Below are 14,227 nucleotides of genomic sequence, written 5' to 3' on the forward strand. Positions count from 1 at the left end.
TCCGGTCAGAAACGAGCGTTGAGCTCGAGCTGCAGCACGTCGATCGACACCGGCGGCCCGTACACTTCCTTCGAGCTCAGGTAGCGGGCCGACACCCACGTATCGCGCGCGACCGCATAGGCCGCGCCGATCACGTAGCCGCGCGCGTTGGTGCCGCCGAGATGGAAGTCGGAATCGTTGAATGCGTCGAGCACCGCGTCCGGCTGCAGGTACTTGTATGCGATCGAGAAATTCCACTGGCCCTTCTCGCGCAGCTCCGGCTCGCCGATCGTCGCCTTCGCGAGGAAGCCGTTCGGGCCGCTGCGATAGTCGGCGCGCGTCGCGTTCACCGACGTCGACTCGTAGTTGTTGACCGGCAGCGACGCCGCCGCGAACGCCTTGTTGTCGTTGTACGCGAGGTTGCGCACGTATTCGCCGTCCAGGCGCAGCTTGATGCGATCGGCGACGACCGTATCCCACTGCGCCTTCAGGTCGAGCAGCCGGTAGTTGTACGCGAGACCGAACAGCTGCGGCTGCGGCGTCATCCCCGGTGCGAGGTTCGGGTTCTGCACGATGTTGCGCAGCGCCATCAGCGTGTTGCCGCCCTGCATGAACACGGGCGCCTCGTTGTCGGTGCTGCAGCTGGTCGCGCCGAGATACAGCGCGCACGGCGACGACAGCGTGCCGCGCATGTTCTGGAAGTCGTAGTACGCAACCGCGCCCCTCAGCCGGTTCCGCGCGTCGATCTTCCAGTCCGCGCCGAACTGCGCGCCGAACATCCACTTGGTATCGCTGCCGGCCTTGTCGGTGCTGTTGGACGGGAAGTTCTCGCCCGTGTACTGGATCGGGAACACGCCGAGCGTGCCGAACAGCGTGACGTCCGGATTCCACGGCAGCGCATGCTGCAGGTTCGCGGCGAAGCCGTCCATCATCAGGTCGTCGGAGAACACCAGGTCCGACTTGAAGAACGGATTGTCGAAACGGCCGGCCGTCAGGTTCAGCCACGGCGCGGGCCGGTACGCGAAGAACGCCTTGTTCAGCCAGATGCTCTTCTTGCCCCAGCCGCCGCCGGCCGTCCCCGTCGTGGACACCGGGCCGTTGTCGTTGCCGCTCGCGAGCTGCAGGCCGGCGATCATCTCGTCGGACAGCGTCGCGGTCACGCCGAGCCGCGCACGGTAGCGCAGCAGGTTGTTGCGGTTTTGCGTGGTGTTCTGCGTCGGCAGCTGCGTGGTGTTGGTGTTCGAGTTGATGTCGAAGCCGCCGCCCTGGTTGATCGCCGCGAAGTTCGTCACGTTGTTCGCGTTGCGGCTGCCGTAGAAGTGGTATTCGTCGCGCACGCGCATGTCGCCGTCGAGCTTGATGCGCGACACCCAGTCGGGGAACGTGTTCGGCTGCGCCCAGTTCTCGGCCTTCGCCTGCGCGATCACCTCCTGCTTCACCTGGTCGCGGATCTGGTCGCGCACGAGCTGCGGCACGTACGGCACCGCGACGTCGCCCGGCTGCGTCGGCGGGTTCACGACGCCCGCCGCGGCCGCGACCGGCACGCCGGCGCCGCGCGCGGCGCGCGCCTGCACGGCCTCGCTGCGCGCCTCGCTGATCAACTCGTTCGCGTTCTGCTGCGTGAGCACGCCGCGCTTGACGAGCAGGTTGATCAGGTTGATCACCACGCTCTCGGTCGGCGCGGCCTTGCCCGCCGCGGCTTGCGTGGCCAGCGATTGCGCGTGCGCGGTCGACGCGCAGGCCAGCCCGAGCGTGAGCACCGCCGCGCCGACGCGCGACAGGCGCGCGGGCAGCGCCCCGCTGCGGGGCGCCGCGCCCGGTCCATTCATCTTGTGACTCATCGAAGCACTCCGAACAATTTCCGTTTCTTGTGCGGCAGCATCCGTGCGACGGAGCTGCCCCTTGGATTGATTCGCCATTCGCGCGCGGTGCGTCATGCGGGCTTGCGCCCCTGCAGCCGCACCAGCACCGGATACGCGGTCGCGGGCGGCGGCGCTTCGTCGACCCGGCCGAGCGACTCGACCGCCGCGAGCACCGCCGCGTCGATCTTCGCGTCGCCGGTCGACTGCGCGATCGTCACCTTCGTGATGCGCCCGGACGCGTCCATCCACAGGTTCAGGCTACCCGCGAAGCGCGCGCCGCCGGCTTCCTGCACGCCCTTGTCCTGCTCGATCGCGCGCTGCAGCACGTACACCATGTACTGCGCGTAGCTCGCATTGCCGAACTTGCCGCCGCCGCCGCTGCCGACCATCCCCGAACCGTCGCCCGCGCCGATGTTGAAGCTGTCGGTGCCGGCCTGCGCGGGCGCGTTCATCGTCATCTGCTTCGGCTGGTCGTCCGACGGCTTCGGCGCTTCGGACGGCTTCGGCGCGATCGTCGGCCGCTCGACCGGCGTCTTGACCTCGTCCTTCACCTTCTCGGGCGGCGGCTTCTTCGGCGGCGGCGGTGGCGGCGGCGGCAGCGGGATCACCGTCGTCACCTGCGGCGCGCTCGCGCGCTTCACGCCGGCCGTATCGCCCGCGAAATGCCAGATCAGCGCGGCGAGCGCGGCCAGCGCGAGCGCGATCGCGACCGGCTTCACGTAGCGGCCGGGGCCCTTGTGCGGCGGGCCGCCGTTGTAGGTCATTTCCATCGCGTCAGCCGCCCTGCTTCGCCTTGCCCGTCACGAGGCCGACCTGCGACAGGTCGAGGCGGCGCAGCAGGTCGAGCACGTCCATCACCTTCTGGTATTGCACGGCGGCATCGCCCTTGAGCACGATCGGGAATTCCGGGTTGGTCGCCTTCTCGGTGCGCAGCCGGCTCTCTAGCTCGTCCATCGTCACCGGATACGCGTCGAGAAAGATCTGCCCGGAATCGGCCACGGTGATCGCCTTCGTCTTCGGCTTCGCGAGGCTCGCGGACGAGCTCGCCTTCGGCAGATCGACCTTGATGCCCTGCACCGACGCGGTGGTCATGATGATGAAGATGATCAGCAGCACGTACGCGAGGTCCAGCATCGGCGTGATGTTGATGTCGTCGTACGGCTTGTCGTCGTCCTGAACCTGCATGGTGGTCTCCTGCGTGCGTTCAGTCGGCCAGCACCGCGTGATCCGGCGTGCGGTGCGCTTCGGCGAGGCGCGTGACGAACTCGTCGACGAACACCTGCATGTTGGCGGTCACGTTCTTGTTGCGGATCAGCAGGTAGTTGTAGCCGAACAGCGCGGGAATCGCGACGAACAGCCCGGTGACCGTGGCGAGCAGCGCGGCCGCGATACCCGGCGCGATCGCGTTCACGTTCACGTCGCCGGCCGCGGCGATCGCGGCGAACGTGATCATCACGCCGACCACCGTGCCGAGCAGGCCGAGGAACGGGCCGCCGGAGATCGCGATGGTCAGCAGCACCATCGACTTCGACAGCCGCTGGTTCTCGCGCACGAGCGTCGCGTCCATCGACGCGCGAATCGCCTCGATCGATTCGCTGGTGATCACCGTGCGGCCGTTGCCGTCCACGCGGCTGTGGATCTCGTGCACACCGGCCTTGTAGAGGCGGTACAGCGACGACTGGTACAGCCGGCGCCCGTCGGCGCTCGCCTCGTCGACGTGCGCGAGGCCCACCAGATGACGGCCGGCCACTTCGCGAAAGCGCTGCACGAAGTACTGGTTCGCCTTGTCGACGGTGCCGACGTAGCGCGCCTTGGTCCACATCACGACCCACGACACGAGCGCCATGCCGAGCAGGATCGTGATCACGACCCAGGCGTCCACCGTCACCGACTGCACGATCACGCCGAAGTAGCCGAAGCCGAAGCCCGACTGCTTCTCGTCCGCGCCGTAGGCGACGAGCTTCGATTCCGAGCCCTGCGCGAGCGCATCGAGCGCGAGCGCGGCCGGCGTGCGCGCGATCTTCGACAGCCGCAGCTCGTCGAGCGCGCCGTTGTACGCGGCAAAGCCGGCCGGCGCGCCGGCCGCGTCCGCACCGACCGTCGCCGCGCCGTTCAGCGCCGGCAGCACCGCCGCGACCTGCGCGGCCTGCTTGCCGTTCACGTAGACGGTGAGGTTCTTGCCGTCGGCTGTCACCGCGAGATAGGCCCACTGGTTCGCGGCGAGCGGCGCCGCAGTCGGCGTGCGCACCGGCGCCGCGCTGCCGGCCGCGCCGTCGACCTGCGCGAACGGCACGCCGTTGTCGAGGCCGATCAGCAACGCGTTCGCGCCGTCGCGGCGGCTGTACAGCAGCGTGTTCGGCGCGAGCGCGGCCGGCTTGACCCACGCGCTGAACGTGAAGCTGCCGCCGGCCGGCACGTTCAGCGACGGGCTCGCGGGCAGCGTCAGCGATGCATTGCCGTCGAAGCGCGCGCCCTTGCCGACGATGCCGTCCTCGATCGCGCGCGACGTCGCGTTCTGCGCGTTGTTCGCGTACGCGGTCGCGTCCTTCGGCGGCGTGCCCGGCGCGCCGTTGAAGTGGTACACGAGCGTGTAGTCGGCGTCGAACGTGTCGGCCGGCTTGCCGCCGTCCGGCGCCTTCTTGTTGCCGTAGTACATCCAGATCGATTCCGCCGCGCCCGCCGGCATCTTCGGCACGTCGACCCAGATCAGCGCGACGCCGAGCACCGGGTCGTACTGTTCGACGTGGTAGTTCAGCGGGGTCTTGTCGTCGGCCGCGACGAAGCGGATGTCCGCGCCGTTGTCGGCCAGCCCGTCGAACTGGAAGTTGCCCGAATGCAGGCGAATCAGCAGCGGCACGCGGCCGGCCGACTCGGCGAGGTTCGCGCCTTTCGGGCTCGCGTCGATGGTGATCGCCTTCCGGTACGACCAGTCGTTCTGCCACCATGCGTTGGCAATGCCGGGCAGCACGCCGAGCATCGCCGCCAACAGGAAAAACAAGACTCGCTTCACGATCCACTCCCCGAATGTGCGGGCGCCGCGCTCGCCGCAGCGCCCCGGCACGGTCAAAAAAAAATCCGTCAGAACCCCAGCCGTACGTAGAAATCGAAACGCGGGCTGTACTGCCGCGTATAGACGCCGGCCTTCAGCGGCCATCCGGCCTCGAAATCCGCGCTCGCGTACTTCATCAGCTGCAGCCGCGTGCCGACGCCGACGCTCATCAGGTTGAAGCGCGACGTCTGCTCCGGCAGCGGGCTCAGCAGCCACAGATGCGCGGCGTCGAAAAATGCGTGGAAGCGCCACTCGTTCACGCGGCTGCCGACCGCGCCGCCGAGCCACTTCGACAGCGATGGGCTGCGCAGCTCGAGCGACGCGATCACGCCGCTGTCCGCGGTGTCTTCGGCCTGCATGTAGCCGCGCACGCTGTTCATCCCGCCCGCGGCGAACTGCTCGCTCGACACGAGCGGCGAGTTCGACAGCTGCGCGCTCACGTGCGCGTTGGCCTGCATGTCGTTCGCGAAGCGCTGCGTATGGTTGACGTCGAACTTGCCGTACACGAAATCCGGCGTCGCGTTGTAGCGCTTGTTGTCCCAGGCACCCCAGTCGCTGCCGAGGCCGCGGATGTTGGTCGTCAGCGACGCGGAGAACGACGTCTGCGAGTTCGTCAGGCTCAGCTGGCCGCTGTACGAGAACGTCACCGGCACATAGGTCAGCGGCGCGGTGGAGGTCTGGCCGACCACGCTCACGTTCTCGTCGTAATGCTTGCGGTCGATCTCGATGCTGACCGTGTGCGCGTAGGTTTCGGATCCGGGCAGCGCATAAATCGCGGTGAAGCCGTACGTTGTGCCCTTGCCGAGCACGTTGGTGCCGCCGACCGACGCGACGTTGCTGTCCGAATGCACGACGGTCGCGAGGAAGCTCCAGCGCGTGTCCCTGATCGGCGCGAGATACGAAAACGCATAGACGCGCGCATCGTTCGGATGCTGCGGCGCGATCACGTAGGTGCCGGAGATCACGTGGCCGAGCTGCCAGAGGTTCGAGTAGCTGAGGCTCGCACTCGTGCGCAGCGCGGACGTGCCGGGGCTGTTGTCGTTGTTCAGTTCGAGCGTGCCGTGCAGCGGGCTGTGATCGTCGACCTTGAGATCCACGTCGACCGTCTGCGGCATCGTGCCCGGCTTGAGCACCGGAATCACCTGCCGGTCCGCCGAGCGGTTCAGGCCCGTGAGCTGCTGCTGCGCCTGGTTGAAGTCGGGCACCTTGCCTTCGGCGAGCGCGGGCACCGCGTCGCGGATGTTCTGCGGCGAGTCGTATCGCGCACCTTCGACGCGCAGCCGGCCGACCTTCGCCTCGGTCACCTGCAGCAGGATCACGCCGTTCTTCACCTGCTGCTGCGGCAACTCGACGACGACCGACTGATAGCCGCGATCCTGATAGACCTTCTGCAGCGCATCGCGCGCGCCGTTCACGTCGGCCAGCGTGCGGCCCGGCCCTTCGAACGGATAGACGGCCTTCTCGATCTCGAGCGCGGGCAACGTCGTGTTGCCGCGCACGACGAATGCGTTGACGTCGAACGTCTGCGGCGCCGGCGCTTGCGGCGCGGCGGCGCTCGCGGCCGGCGCCGCGGCGGCTTGCTGTGCGCGCACGCCCGGTGCGACGCACAGGCCGCCGGCCATTACGGCGCCGGCGAGGCATCGGCATCTCAGCCGCCATCGTTCGCGTGACTTGCGGTCTACTCTCGGCGGCATGCGCCATTCCCCTATGTGGTTCCGATTCCCGGACCGGCCGTGCTGCATGCGCCGCCCGCTCCGTTATCAAATGCCTGTTTCACTTTGATGACGCTTGGTTCGCCATCCTTATCGTGGACTGCGCGGTGCGTTGCCGAGATTTCCGATACCCGCAGCCGTAGCATCGAACGATGGCGCCGTTCGTGTCGCCGCCGTCGCACTGTCGAACGGCCTCGACCGTGTCAATCGGAAAGGACGAATCGTCATCGCACAACCCGCAACCATCGACGCGGCCGCATCGCATTCGACCGCGTCGCGAGCGTGCCCGATGCACCGGCTTGCCGCTCTCACCTACCTAGACGGAACGAAGTACGCATTGCCGCAAACTTTTTTGTGCGAGCGGCCGGCGCGACGCCGAACACGTGCAGCCGCCGCTCGGCCCGCGAATACGCGCGGCCGACGGCGCCGCTCCAGCAGCGTCGTCGACGGCATGCGGCCTGCAATGCGCGCACGGCGGAAGCCCGCGCGCTCGCGCGGGATGCCGTGCAGGAATGTGCGTGGCCCCCGGTTTCGTATGCGTATCGTTTGCGTGGCCATCACGGCTCTACGGCGTTGCACTTGCTTGCAGCGTCGGCAAACGTACGCCGCCCGACGGGCATCGCGCGATGCGCGACGCGCCATGCGGGCAGCCCGACCATCGTCTGATGCTATCGGGAAGTTTTTGTGACATTGAGCTGAAGATATCCACCAGAGCGACGGCGATCGCGCACGCATCGTGAAAGGCTGCGGTATCGCGCGCCCCGATCCGTCTTAATCAAATGAGAACAACACGCCGACGAAGGGTCCGTTTCATGTCATTCGCCACGATGCTCGTGCGCTGGCTCGCCGGTCGAATCGCCGGCGTGGCCGCACCGCCGAACCCGCAGCGCGCGGCCGTCGCCCGCAGCGCCGTGCCGCCGCGTCCGTCGCGTCCGTTGCGCTGGCGGGCGCCGTGGCTCGCGTGGCAACTGCTGTCATGGTGCGCATTGACGCTGCTCGCACCGCCGGTCTGGTCGATCGGCGCGCTGCTGCTGGTCAACGCGTCGAGCGACCAGCCAATGTTCTGGGCATTCGCGATCGCGATCGTGCCCGTCGCGAACGGCATCGCGATCGTCGCGGCGAATCAGCGCCATCACCGCATGCCGTTCACGCGCCGCTCGACGGTCGCGCTGTTCATGTTCTTCGTTGCGACGGCGATCGGCTGCACGCTGTTCGTGCTGCTGATGTGGCGCTCGCATGCGATCGCGGCACTGGTCGGGCCGCTCGCCGTCGACGGCGGCGACCTGCGCCCCGCGACGCTCGCATGCTGGGTCGCGGCGCTTGCGGCGACGTTCGGCGTCACGTCATCTGCGCATGCGAGCATCGCTCACGCATGGCTGGCGTTCGAGGCATGAATCAGGATCTGAACGCGGCTGCGACCACATAACGGGGGCACGCGAATGCATCGACACGGAAGATCCTGTGCAACACGCGCGCCGCGCGCGCGCGGCATCGCGATCGTGACGGTGCTGCTGGTCGTCGCGCTGGCGGCGACACTCGCGGCCAGCGTGCTGTGGCGCCAGCAGGTGGCGACGCGCGACGTCGAGAACCAGCGGCTCGCGACGCAGACGATGTGGGTCGAGCGCGCCGCGGTCGAATGGGCGCGTGCGCTGCTGCGCGCGCAGAACGCGACGTCGAACGTCACCTTCGTCGGCCAGCCGTGGTCGACGCCGTTCGCCGACGTGCGGCTGTCGGACCTGCTGCCGCCGGATGCGATCGCGGTCAATGCGGAGCTTGCGCGCGCGTCGATCGCCGGCAACGTCGAGGACGCGCAGGCGCGCTTCAACCTGCTGAACCTCGTGTCGCGCGTCGCGCCGGGCAAGCCGTGGCAGGCCAACGCGGAAGGCGTGCTCGCGTATCGGCGCCTGCTCGGCGCACTCGGGCTCGACGCCGCGCTCGCGCAAGCGACAGCCGACTACATGCTGCGCTCGCTGCGCGACACGAACGGCCCCGACGGCTGGCCGCTGCAACTCGTGAGCGTCGACGATCTCGCCCGCATTCCCGGCTACGACGCACGTGCGATCGATGCGGTCGCACCGTTCGTGACGGTGCTGCCCGACCTGACGATGGTGAATGCGAACACGGCGGCCGAGCCGGTGCTCGTCGCGGCGATTCCGACGCTGTCGGCAAGCCAGGCAAAGCGGCTCGTCGACCGGCGCGCCACCGCGTACTTCGTCAGCACCGGCGACATCGCCGAATATCTGCTGCCCGCGCCGGGCGGCAACGCGACGCTGCCCGACGGCGCGGCCGTGGGCGTCACCAGCGGCTACTTCATCGTGCATTGCCGCGTGCATTCGGCGCGGATCAACGCACGCGTCGACACGCTGATCGCGCGCTACGGCAGCGGCAACTTCACGTGGACATCGGTGATCTGGGTGCGGCGGCTCGCGAGTTGAAGCGGGCCGCGCTGGTTGCGCAGGCGCCGCCGCGCTAGACGGGCGACGACTCGGTCAACCCGACCGTGCGCGCCGCTTGCGGGGCCATCGCACACTCGAACGTCAAGCGTGTGAGGCTCGTCTCCCGCACTTCGCCGAGCAGGCGGTTCCAGTCGTCGATCGACACGAGCAGCGCGATCGGCCGGTTGTATTTCGTGACCATCACGAGCGCATCGCCCGCATGCCGCAGCGCCTTCGACGGATTGCTGCTGAAGTCGCGCGTCCCCATCGCGATCGTGCGCAGGCTGAACACGTTCGCGGCCGCATCGTCGCCGTCGTCGTGCAGCAGCCGTTCGAGCGTCGCCGCGCGCAGCAGCGCCTGCGATTTCGCGGACAGCCGGTCGCGCCGTTTGCGCCGCTCGCTGCGCGGATCGACATGCACGGCGAGCAGCCGCACGAGCTGGCCGAGCGTGGTCGCGGGCAGCTGGTCGTAGCGGCGCCACCAGTCGGGCGGCAGCGCGACCATCATCCCCGCGTAGACCGCGGTGACGCCGTCGGCGATATGCGCCGGGAGACGTTCGGCATTGCGCGCGTCGAGGTCGAGCGCCGCGCCGATCACCTGGGTCATCATGCTGAACGCGTTGTACGCGAGCGCCGCGATACCGCACGCGAGCAGCGACGCGCGCGCCGGCGCGTCGCCGAACGGCGCACCTTCCCGTACCGGCGCGAGCGGCAACGGCAGCGCGTCGCGCCAGCGTCGGCGCGACAGCTGCACGATCTGCACCGCATCGAACCGGGCGGGCGACAAGTCCGTCAACAGCGTGGTCGTCCCCGCAAGCTCGCCGTCCGCCCGCGCGCGACGCCATTCGATGCGGCGCAACGCACCGGCCGCATCGTCGCCGCCCGCCATCGCGACCGGCTGCTCGTACACGAGGCCGTCGCCGCATGCGCCGGCCTCGCGCCACGCACCGAGCGGCCGGCATCCGCTTGCGCGCCCATGTTCGCGCAAGATCAACGCGCCGCCGCGGCGCGGCCAGCCCGACAGGATCGCGTCCGCATCGAAGCCTCCGTCGACGATCCACAGCTCGCCGGGCCGCACCGTCTCGAGCAGCGCGGCGACGAACGCGCGCGCGTTCTGCCGGCCGCGTTCGACCGGCAGCAGATCGACGATCAATCCGAGATCGGGATCGTAGACGGGCAGCACGCGCGCGCCGGTGTCGGGCGCGCGTTCGCGCGCAGCAGCGTCGCGCGGCCGGCCGCCATCGCCGGCATCCGGCGCGGGCGTCCATCCGTCGTCCGCGTCCTCGAGCACGCGCAGCCGCATCCCCTCGAATCCGCGCTCGTCCGCGCGCACCGCCGCGATCGGCTGCAGCAGCTCCGCGCTGTCCTTCACGAGCGCACGCCCCCAGCCGGCGCGCAGCCGGCTCATCGCGTCGTGCAGCGCGGCGACCGCGGCGCCGCCGGTCGATGCGCTGCCGCCCGCATCGGATCGCATGCGCGCCCGTGCGGCGATCGCCGCGATCGCATCGACCGCGCGCGCGAACAGCGCCTCGCGGATCGGCTCGTCGTCGGGCTCGCCGCCTGCATCGTCGCGCGTATCGGGCCAGTCGTCGTGCAGCGCGCATTGCAGCATGAGCCGCGTCATGATCGCCATCGGGCTCTGTTCGACGAAGCGTTCGACCACCGCGCGCGTCATCGGGCCGCTCCGTATCGTTCGCCCCGGCACGCTCGCCGTTGCCGGGCCGCAGCAGCCGCCTCGCGAGCGACCGAACGCGCACCGCCGCCTGCCATCGCGGCGCGCGGTTCGCCATCGACGCACGCGGTGACGCGCACTTCACTTACGCGCACGTCGCGACGATGCCTGACTGGCGCCCGGCGCAGGTCCGGCACGGCGGCGAGCTGCTGCAATGGATGGTCGACCATATCGTTGCTCTGCAAGAATCCGCCCGTTGTTCGAACGCTTCCCGTTTCTGTGTGAACCGCCACGCGACGTGGACGATCGGCTAGACGCCGCGCGGCGTGGCACGTACGACTGCCCGCGGCCGGCCGCTCACTGCGCCACACCCCACGCCCCACGCGGCGGCGATCCGCAGGCCCGCATCGGCCTCCGGTCCCGCTTCACGGCCCCCTCGCTCTCTCGTATACAAGGTCGAAGCGGGCGCGCCTAACCCGCAGAATTTCGCGCACGACGCGCTGCCGCGCAGACGAAAACGATTCCGCCGCGGCCCGGCATGCCGCATGGACCGAGCGCTCAATGCGTACGCGTCGAGCCGCCCCGCTCCGGGCCGCCGATCGCCGCGAGCACGGCCCACATCCAGATCAGCTCGCGCACGGTGCGCGCATGCTCGTCGCTCTGCGCGCGCCAGCGCCGGAACGCGTCGAGTTCGTGTTCCGTGGTCTCGCCGGTGCGCAGCCACAGCAGCCAGCGCACCGCGCCTTCGCGGATCGCGTCGGCGCGCGCGTGCGCGTCGCCGGAATCCGCATCCCGTTGCGATTCGTCGATCATCACGCCACCGCCCGAAGCTGCCTCGACACCGATCCCCCGCGCCGCGCATCGCTGCACGGCCGGGGCGCCCGCCATCCACGCCCCGGATCCGACCACGCGCCACCGGGCAGCCGCATACGGCGGCCCGACGTTTGCCGGCCCTCATTGATCAGGTCGTATCGGACGACGGTAACCCGCAACGCGCGCGCGGCAGCGCGAGCACGCCGGCCGTTGCGGCAGAGGAAGGAGAAAGAAGGAGAAAGAAGGCGAAGAACGCGCCGGTCAGCTCAGCAACACGATGTTGCCGGGCAGGCGCGTGATGTGCGCGCCGTACAGGCGGCCGACCATGTCGATCACGTCGTCGAGCCGCGCGATCGGAAACTGCGCCTGCATCCGGTTGGCGCCGAGCGCGGTGCGCCGCAGCACGACCCGGCCGGGACGATAGCGGTTGATTTCGTCGATGACGCTCGACAGCGGCACGTCGTTGAACACCAGCATGCCGCGCCGCCACGCGCTGATCGCGCCCGGATCGGCGCGCGTTACGGGCTGCACGCCGCGATCGTCGTAGACCACCTGATCGTCGGCCTTCAGCGTGCGCGCGCCGCGCGGATGCGCGAGCGCGACCGTGCCGGACAGGCACGTCACGCACACCTGCGCACCGGTGCGCCGCACGTTGAAGCGCGCGACCGTGGCCTGCATGCGGCCGTGGCCGGCGACCACGGTCACCGGCTGCAGCGGCGTCGCGCGGCCGGCGGGCGGCGTGGCCGCGTCGATCTCAGCCTCGCCCGCGACGACTTCGACACCGTGCGCGACATCGCTCGCGGGCAGCATGTCGATGCGCGTCTGCGTGTTGAGCGCGACCGTCACGCGCGACGACAGCGCGACGCTGCGCTGCTCGCCGGTGCCCGTGTGGTAATCGGCGGTCAGGTCGCCGAGCGACGGCCACAGCTGCAGCGGCGGGCGCACCGCGAGCCACGACGCGCCCGCGGCCACCGCGAAGCCGATGAACGCGCGGCGGCCCGTGCGCATCGTGCGCTCGCGCTTCGCGACGCTGGCCCACGCGGCGCTCGTGCGTTCTTCCTGCGCGAGTTCGGCGGCCGCCGTGCGCAACGATCCCCACGTGTCGCGCAGCAGCGCGGCCGCCTGCGGACGCTGCGCGCACCAGCGCTCGAACGCGTCGGCGTCGGCCTGCCTCGCTTCGCCCGAGCGCAGACGCAGCAGCCACGCGCTCGCTTCGTCGAGGGCGTCGTGGGCGGGTTCTGCCTGGGCTTTCGTCATCATCCGGGTACTCAAAATTTTCGCGGCCCGCCTCGCGAGCCCGTGTACGAATCGCCGTCTTCCTGCATGCGTTGCAGGCAGTACTTCATCGCCGCGCTCAGTTCGCTTTCGACGAGCCGCAACGAGATGCCGAACTGCTCGGCGATCTCGCGGTTCAGCAGCCCGTCCACGCGCGCGGCCAGCAGGATCGCACGGCGCCGCGGCGGCAGGCCGAGCAGCACGTCCTTCAGCGTGTCGACCTTGCGGCGCGCCGCAACGATGCGCTCCGGGTCGGCCAGCTCGTCGGGCGTCTCGAGCAGCGTTTCGACATCGTCGTCGTGCAGATGGCGGCGCTCGCGGCGATGCTGGTCGATCGCGACATTGTTCGCCATCCCGAGGATGTAGGCGTCCGCGTTCGTCACCTGCGTCGACACGTTGGCGTTCTCGAGACGCAGCCAGGTCTCGTGCAGTGCGTCGGTCGCGCCGTCCTTCGAGCCGGTCACGCGCTCCAGACGCCTGACCAGGTACGCGTAGCGCGCTGCCAGCAGCTTCCGGAGGCCGCCGCGCGTGGTGTCGGACGTATCTGACGTATCGGACATGTCGCCCTAGCCTCGCGACGCCGCCGGCGGACAGCGAAAATGCACGCCGTTGCCCTCCGGCCGCAGCAGGATCGTGACCGGCTGCGGCAGGTCGGCCGGCGGCGCATCGTCCAGCTTCAGCGCGCGCAACGCGTGCAGCACCGCCGCGTCGCGGGCGGCCGAACCGCTCGATGCCACCATGTTGACTGCCACCACCGTCCCCCTGTTGTCGATGCGCACCTGCGCGACGAGTCGATAGCTGCCCGGCACCGCCGCGGGCTGCGCGCACAGCGCATCGATCAGATGCGCCTGCAGCATGCCCGCGAACGCACGCCGCTCGCCCGATTCGCCGAGCCCGTCGATCGGCAGCGCGGCGTCCGATGCGTCGGCCGCGGACGGCGCCGCGTCGGCGGCCGGCTGCGCGACGATGATCGCTTCGTCCGGGCGCGCGAATTCCGCGCGCAACCCCGTTCCTGTCAGCATCCGCTCAAGCGCGTCGCGCGGTGCGAAGTCCCCCTGCACCGGTGCGCTCGTGCGGCCGTCGAGCAGCGGCGCCGGCGCGAGCACGAGCAGCTCGGTCAAGCGCGCGAAATCCTGCAGCGCCTTCGCGAGCGGCTGCGCGCGCAGCGCGAAGTGCGCGACGCTGCCCGGCGGGCGGCCCGCGACACCCGCCTCCTGCGCGAGCGCGCCGCGCAGGCACGGCACGACGAACACGAGCCACGCGACGAGCGCCACGACACCGGTCGGCGCCCGTGAACGAGTCATGAATCCCTGGTCGGAAGTGGAGTTGCACGCCGCGTGCCGGAACGCATCCCGCCGACAGCCGTACCGTCGCGAGCGAACGTCAGATTCTGAGCGGCCACTGTGACAGTCAGGTGAAGCGTGCGGTCG

General features: G+C 69.7%; 13 protein-coding genes. 3 read left to right on the top strand and 10 right to left on the bottom strand.

The window, feature by feature from the left end; genetic code table 11:
• Nucleotides 1-5: 5 nt before the first annotated feature.
• From MYA_RS23015 to MYA_RS23035, 5 genes are all read right to left on the bottom strand, one after another.
• Nucleotides 6-1,820 (bottom strand): putative porin, encoded by a 1,815-nt coding sequence (locus MYA_RS23015; RefSeq protein WP_014725279.1) that lies wholly within the window; start codon nucleotides 1,818-1,820, stop codon nucleotides 6-8.
• A gap of 92 nt (nucleotides 1,821-1,912) precedes the next feature.
• Nucleotides 1,913-2,611, bottom strand: coding sequence for an energy transducer TonB family protein (locus tag MYA_RS23020; protein WP_011882506.1), 699 nt, complete (start codon nucleotides 2,609-2,611; stop codon nucleotides 1,913-1,915).
• Nucleotides 2,612-2,615: 4 nt separating this feature from the next.
• Entirely contained in the window at nucleotides 2,616-3,026 is a 411-nt protein-coding gene (locus MYA_RS23025) for an ExbD/TolR family protein (RefSeq protein WP_014725280.1), read from the bottom strand.
• 19 nt (nucleotides 3,027-3,045) lie between these two features.
• The gene (locus MYA_RS23030; RefSeq protein WP_041494313.1) at nucleotides 3,046-4,851 is read right to left on the bottom strand and encodes a DUF2341 domain-containing protein; all 1,806 of its coding nucleotides are present in this window, start codon (nucleotides 4,849-4,851) and stop codon (nucleotides 3,046-3,048) included.
• Between the two features lie 68 nt (nucleotides 4,852-4,919).
• A complete protein-coding gene (locus tag MYA_RS23035) occupies nucleotides 4,920-6,512 on the bottom strand; it encodes a ShlB/FhaC/HecB family hemolysin secretion/activation protein (RefSeq protein ID WP_014725282.1) in 1,593 nt (530 codons plus the stop codon).
• Nucleotides 6,513-7,414: 902 nt separating this feature from the next.
• On the opposite strand from MYA_RS23035, the gene MYA_RS23040 reads away from it, so the two are divergent.
• Nucleotides 7,415-7,996 carry a hypothetical protein gene (locus MYA_RS23040; RefSeq protein WP_014725284.1) on the top strand — a complete coding sequence of 194 codons (582 nt, stop codon included), beginning with the start codon at nucleotides 7,415-7,417 and terminating at the stop codon, nucleotides 7,994-7,996.
• Between the two features lie 45 nt (nucleotides 7,997-8,041).
• Nucleotides 8,042-9,037: a type II secretion system minor pseudopilin GspK gene (gene gspK, locus MYA_RS23045; RefSeq protein WP_014725285.1), complete on the top strand. Its 996-nt coding sequence runs from the start codon at nucleotides 8,042-8,044 to the stop codon at nucleotides 9,035-9,037.
• A 34-nt stretch (nucleotides 9,038-9,071) separates the two neighbouring features.
• Here gspK and MYA_RS23050 read toward each other — a convergent pair whose 3' ends face one another.
• Nucleotides 9,072-10,712: a type II toxin-antitoxin system Phd/YefM family antitoxin gene (locus MYA_RS23050; RefSeq protein ID WP_014725286.1), complete on the bottom strand. Its 1,641-nt coding sequence runs from the start codon at nucleotides 10,710-10,712 to the stop codon at nucleotides 9,072-9,074.
• A gap of 38 nt (nucleotides 10,713-10,750) precedes the next feature.
• Here MYA_RS23050 and MYA_RS31855 point away from each other — a divergent pair, with 38 nt between their 5' ends.
• A complete protein-coding gene (locus MYA_RS31855; protein WP_014725287.1) occupies nucleotides 10,751-11,023 on the top strand; it encodes a hypothetical protein in 273 nt (90 codons plus the stop codon).
• Between the two features lie 244 nt (nucleotides 11,024-11,267).
• Here the strand turns inward: MYA_RS31855 and MYA_RS23060 are convergent, their stop codons facing one another.
• From MYA_RS23060 to MYA_RS23075, 4 genes are all read right to left on the bottom strand, one after another.
• The gene (locus MYA_RS23060) at nucleotides 11,268-11,522 is read right to left on the bottom strand and encodes a FecR/PupR family sigma factor regulator (RefSeq protein ID WP_014725288.1); all 255 of its coding nucleotides are present in this window, start codon (nucleotides 11,520-11,522) and stop codon (nucleotides 11,268-11,270) included.
• Nucleotides 11,523-11,783: 261 nt separating this feature from the next.
• Nucleotides 11,784-12,782: a FecR family protein gene (locus MYA_RS23065; RefSeq protein WP_014725289.1), complete on the bottom strand. Its 999-nt coding sequence runs from the start codon at nucleotides 12,780-12,782 to the stop codon at nucleotides 11,784-11,786.
• 8 nt (nucleotides 12,783-12,790) lie between these two features.
• The gene (locus MYA_RS23070) at nucleotides 12,791-13,357 is read right to left on the bottom strand and encodes an RNA polymerase sigma factor (protein WP_011882516.1); all 567 of its coding nucleotides are present in this window, start codon (nucleotides 13,355-13,357) and stop codon (nucleotides 12,791-12,793) included.
• A gap of 6 nt (nucleotides 13,358-13,363) precedes the next feature.
• Complete coding sequence (locus MYA_RS23075; RefSeq protein ID WP_041494198.1) at nucleotides 13,364-14,101, bottom strand: secretin and TonB N-terminal domain-containing protein; 738 nt, start codon at nucleotides 14,099-14,101, stop codon at nucleotides 13,364-13,366.
• Nucleotides 14,102-14,227 lie beyond the last annotated feature (126 nt).

This window comes from Burkholderia sp. KJ006 (genome assembly GCF_000262695.1).
Taxonomy (GTDB): Bacteria; Pseudomonadota; Gammaproteobacteria; order Burkholderiales; family Burkholderiaceae; genus Burkholderia; species Burkholderia vietnamiensis.

Excerpts from the sequence above, each read along its gene's own strand:
- MYA_RS23020 (WP_011882506.1), bottom strand. The coding sequence starts at position 2,611 with ATGGAAATGACCTACAACGGCGGCCCGCCGCACAAGGGCCCCGGCCGC.
- MYA_RS23050 (WP_014725286.1), bottom strand. The coding sequence starts at position 10,712 with ATGACGCGCGCGGTGGTCGAACGCTTCGTCGAACAGAGCCCGATGGCG.
- MYA_RS23075 (WP_041494198.1), bottom strand. The coding sequence starts at position 14,101 with ATGACTCGTTCACGGGCGCCGACCGGTGTCGTGGCGCTCGTCGCGTGG.
- MYA_RS23025 (WP_014725280.1), bottom strand. The coding sequence starts at position 3,026 with ATGCAGGTTCAGGACGACGACAAGCCGTACGACGACATCAACATCACG.
- MYA_RS23035 (WP_014725282.1), bottom strand. The coding sequence starts at position 6,512 with ATGGCCGGCGGCCTGTGCGTCGCACCGGGCGTGCGCGCACAGCAAGCC.
- MYA_RS23060 (WP_014725288.1), bottom strand. The coding sequence starts at position 11,522 with ATGATCGACGAATCGCAACGGGATGCGGATTCCGGCGACGCGCACGCG.
- MYA_RS23040 (WP_014725284.1), top strand. The coding sequence starts at position 7,415 with ATGTCATTCGCCACGATGCTCGTGCGCTGGCTCGCCGGTCGAATCGCC.
- MYA_RS23015 (WP_014725279.1), bottom strand. The coding sequence starts at position 1,820 with ATGAGTCACAAGATGAATGGACCGGGCGCGGCGCCCCGCAGCGGGGCG.
- MYA_RS23070 (WP_011882516.1), bottom strand. The coding sequence starts at position 13,357 with ATGTCCGATACGTCAGATACGTCCGACACCACGCGCGGCGGCCTCCGG.
- MYA_RS23065 (WP_014725289.1), bottom strand. The coding sequence starts at position 12,782 with ATGATGACGAAAGCCCAGGCAGAACCCGCCCACGACGCCCTCGACGAA.
- gspK (WP_014725285.1), top strand. The coding sequence starts at position 8,042 with ATGCATCGACACGGAAGATCCTGTGCAACACGCGCGCCGCGCGCGCGC.